The following is a 3,571-nucleotide window of genomic DNA, read 5'->3' as shown; positions in this document are numbered from 1 at the left end:
TTGGCTTAGATGTGCTGATATAAACCTCATATGGGTCCTTACTGGCAAGATCTTTGTCAGTGCTTGCATTCCAGCTAACCATCAGCCCGGGATAATCTACCACATACCGCCAGTCAGTGAGACCAAGTGCATCTTCAACATTAAGGTTTGCAACACAAGCCGGAGCAACACTGTCAACTGAGAAATATTTTACAGAGGGCTGGTAGGTTTTACCAGTTGTACTGTCAGTAATAATTACTGTCCAGTTTTTGTGAACTCCATCTGCTACCGAAGCTTTTATGGAATAGTTGGTTTTACCGACAACGAAGCAATTTCCGTCGCAATTTCCTTCAGAGCAGCTCACGCAGCCATTATCTCCTCCGTTATTTCCTTCGTCACAGTCATTTTCTCCGTCACAGTCGCAGTCGCAGCAACTTGCCTTTACTTCTTTACCGTCAACGAGAAGTTTGTAGTTGAAAGGTAGCCCTTCTCCTGCTGGTATTTCGGATTCATCCCAGTTATTTCCCATATCTCCCGTATTTCCCGTAACAGTAAAGTTGAACATCGGGTTCGCAGGAACATATTGGTTTCCATCAGGAGAAGCGAGGCTCACTGTAAGCCCGTTAAGGTCCACATAGAATTTCCTGACTTCACTTGTAGCGTTGTTTCCAGCTCCGTCTTCAACATAAACCGACCAGTTGTGAGCACCGTCAGCAAGTTCAAGTTCCTTAACTATGGATTGTCCAGACTTCGCACTCCCAGAAAACTCATCTCCATTATTAGAAAAGTTGTCAGCAAGTTCTCCATCTATATACAGCTGGTATGACAGATCAAGATCACTATATTGAGCAGCTAAAGCATCTTCACAGGTGAAATTAAACTGAGTAGGACCTATTATCTCTTTGTAGCAATCTTGAGGGGAATTAAGTTTTACACTAGGACATTTAGTGTCCACATACAGAGTACGAGAGCCGGTTGTGTGTGTCTGTCCGTCACTGTCCCTGGTTTTAATTTCCCAGGTATAATTGCCGTCATCCAAATTAAACTCAAGTTGTTTATATTGGCCAGCAGTTATAGTCCCACTACTCTTTGAGATACCGTTAAGATAGAAAGTGTAGCTAAGTTGACTTCCAGACTGATAGGATGCATCGTATGCTGTAAAGTTAAAGTCGACACACTCTTTGCCAACAAACTCAGAGGTAGGGCTAATTATCGTTATGAATGAATCATCAACTCCAAATTCGTCAGGGAAAGAGTCGTCGCCCAGCAGATTGTCATTCTCGTCAAAGCCAGATACGTCCATATCCAGAGGACCGCTTATATCTTCTGGAATCTCATAGTCATAACCAAAGGTGTCATCATCTATTTTGTCCATTGGCTCATTATCCAACAAACTAGCGCCTACGTTTACATTGCTAGCTCTGGGTAAACCATTGCTAATAGATATATTGGCGTGATCGACCGGCTTGGTGAAATCCGCAGTGATATTTACAATGTCCCCGGGTCTTAAATTACCAGTTCTATTGAGTTTAACACCAATGTCTAAATAGTCATTAACATTAAACACAAATGCATTATCCACAATTTTACTACCCTCGATTGAGGAGTTAAATGCGGAGATATTTAGATCCAAAGGCTCAATTACTATTCCATATGGAATCTCATAGTCATATCCAAAGGAATTACCGCCTATTTCATTCTCACCTATTAGTGTCATCGACACATTATTTTCAAAAGTGGACCTAGAATTGTTAATCGATATAGTAGCTTGATCAACAGATCTATTGAAATCGGCAGTGATATTTACAACGTCTCCAGGTTTGAATAAATTATCGGTTCCGTTGTGCGTGATATTAATGCCTAAATCATTTTCTTGAGCACTTGCTACCCCTAGTAAAAGGGACGTAATTAGCAGTGCACTAAATAGTATCAATCTTTGTTTCATATTTTACACCTAGATTCCGCAAATATCCAATTTTCTTCCAGTTTAAACATTGAATAGATCTTTTTTAGTAATATTTGTAAGTTGAAAGATATAGCAGATCCCAGCTATTAAAACGGTTTCGACAAACAGTATATAAATAATGAGCTAGTTGATATCTCAGGTATTAAATAAATAAATACTGTTTGATAATCGAAATTCACAGTTTGCCCCTATTTCTCAACCCAACCCCCTCTATATAATTAGATTGATATTTAAATTGATATTGTTTCTATCTGTTCGGTAGACAAGAAACCCAACGCTTCTCCGAAATCGTTTTTGGTAGAAGTGGGGTAACATTTGATCCTGATGCGGCAAGTATTAACCTCACTGGTTCTTGCTGCTCAGGGAGGCTGATAACCCATTTTTGCATCAGTGCTGACTAGACAGCTCTGAACATAAGACATGCACATGTTATCGAAAAGTGGAAATTTATCGTGAGCTAAATTTCCACCGACTGCAAACTTTTGATTTTAATGCAGGGTGCATATCTGTGTATATTATCTTAGGATGATAATATAGCTAAGATTGCACAATAACTGATATAAATCTTTCTGACAGAATAGAATAATTAAATTTAATTAGTGCTAAAAAATAATTTGATGCATATTAATAAAAATTGTTTAGATTGTTGAACCAAAAGTTTGATTATTTATTGGAATTTTTAGTAAAAATTAGATAATTTGGCGTTAAAAATATAACATTTGAATATAGAAGGAATAAATTGTAGAAGATTTAGAAATTAAAAAGTTTTGTTTCGAAAGAGATTTTATAGGCTTTTTAAGTCCTGAAATAAAGAAACTTCTGAGAAAAAGAAACCGCATTATTTTATTCGAAGTCAAAGCTGGTAAACTTAAAATGTAACAAAACATAAATTAAATAAAAACATTTTTTTATGCGGAAAGAATGGGGGTCTTAAAATTCGATATACTTTTCAGAATTCTACCGATCTTCCAGTTCAGAGAGACTTTATTCAGGATATGCAGGATTTTATAGCGATTTCAAAGGAAGTTATACCTCTGGAAAAATCAGCTATTACAATAAAAAATGAAAACCGAGAAAGGCTTGCAATCTTCGAAAAAAGGATTCAAGAAATAGACTTGTTTGAGAAGGAAATGAGGGACTGTATTGAGACTCGCGCAGCCGGTGTAGATGCAGCTGAAATTCGTGAGGTCATAGAGAGAACTCTTGAAACCTCCTCAAGCGTGGCGCTGGCAAAGAAAAACGAAAAACTTGCCGAACTCGACAGGGAGAATAAACTGGACTTAATGGAAGTGCAGCAACTTAATACAAGGATACTCTCAACCCTTGATCCCTTTTTTGAAGATAGCATCTATGGAGCCCAAAATGTGTGTTATGCCTTCATAGAGGATAAAACGCTAAGGGGAAAGCAGGTTGGCTTTGTTGACAATCTGCAGTATGAGTTTGAACTTCTTTTCACACAGGACACCTTGAAGGTAAAAGACCTGCAAAACCTCACTTTGCCTATATGGTCAAAGAGCGGAATCTTATCAAGAGAAGAGAAAGTAAAGAAAGTAGATGTATCCGACTTCTATATAAAGAATATCAAGTATGAGAAAAATAGCCTGGAAACCGTGCTCGAAGACAAGG

At 37.9% G+C, this 3,571-nt stretch carries 1 pseudogene; it reads left to right on the top strand.

The annotated features are described in order from the left end of the window. Positions 1–2,940 precede the first annotated feature (2,940 nt). Positions 2,941–3,571: pseudogene (locus BP621_RS15015) on the top strand (hypothetical protein); the annotation flags it as partial.

It is taken from the genome of Methanosarcina sp. UBA5 (assembly GCF_002505485.1).
Classification (GTDB): Archaea; Halobacteriota; Methanosarcinia; order Methanosarcinales; family Methanosarcinaceae; genus Methanosarcina.
Note: the sequence above shows the minus strand (reverse complement) of the source record. Positions and strands in the feature narration are given on the sequence as shown.